Annotated in this window: 1 protein-coding gene; it reads right to left on the bottom strand. The window is 34.7% G+C overall.

Annotated features, from left to right (window positions below):
* Positions 1–67: 67 nt before the first annotated feature.
* Positions 68–952: an AraC family transcriptional regulator gene (locus V7137_RS13510; RefSeq protein ID WP_335698570.1), complete on the bottom strand. Its 885-nt coding sequence runs from the start codon at positions 950–952 to the stop codon at positions 68–70.
* Between the last annotated feature and the right edge of the window lie 47 nt (positions 953–999).

Below are 999 nucleotides of genomic sequence, written 5' to 3'. Positions count from 1 at the left end.
TCTTATTATGACTGAGCCTTTTCGTAATTATTTGTTTTCGAACTCTTAATAGGTGCAAATAAATAATTTACTCGTTTTGTGCATTTATTTTTTTGTTGCTTTTTGATTTCTGTCGTTTTTTGTTAGAGTTTTTAGCATTTCTGTATTGTGAAGGAGATAGATTCGTAACCCGTTTAAAGGATTGTGCAAAGAATGATTGGGAAGAAAAGCCGGTAATGGTTGAGATATCTGAAATTGGGTAGTTGGTGGTTTCCAACAAAATTTTACTTTCCCTGATGCGGGTTTGTATTAGATATTCAATCGGTGAAACACCGACGGATTTCTTAAAGGAATGGGAAAGATAGTATTTATTGATATGACCAGCCTCTGCTAACGTATCCAGATTGATCTCTTCGCGAAAGAACTGCTTAATATAATTTTTGATAAAAGCCACATCTTTACTGATCTTTTTAGTAGAGGTCTTCTCCAAGTTAAAAGCTTTTTTTCTCATCATTTTAAGCAACAAAATTTCTAATATATTTTGTATGATCAACTCAAAATCTTCCTTTTGGTTTTCCACTTCCTCCATTAATTGCTGGAGGTATAAGAGATAGACCTTTTGCTCTTGTTTAAAATTTAAAAAAGTGACTTGTAAACCCGGATCATCTGGAGACGAAAAGGCGAGCCCTTGGATACCCAGTGCAATGTATTCGAGCGGATGATCGGCACCAGACTTTTCCGTGTGTTCAATATTCGGATTGATAACAATTACATCATGCTCTTTGACAGGAACTTCTTCATTGGAAAAGATAAAAGTACCTTCGCCTTTGGTAATATACAATAATTCTGTAAAATGATGTGTATGGTTGGTACTATGCCAATCTTTGTCATATTTTGATTTTGTTACATAGAGAAGTTTTACTGGAAGATGGTCTCGTTGCGATTGCGGAACCTCATAAATCTCATTTGACAAATGATTCCCTCCTTCATCTGCAATCTGATACCTGAATTATAGGATTT

This window comes from Neobacillus drentensis (assembly GCF_036962765.1).
Taxonomy (GTDB): Bacteria; Bacillota; Bacilli; order Bacillales; family Cytobacillaceae; genus Neobacillus; species Neobacillus drentensis_C.
This window is presented reverse-complemented; position numbering and strand designations above follow the sequence as displayed.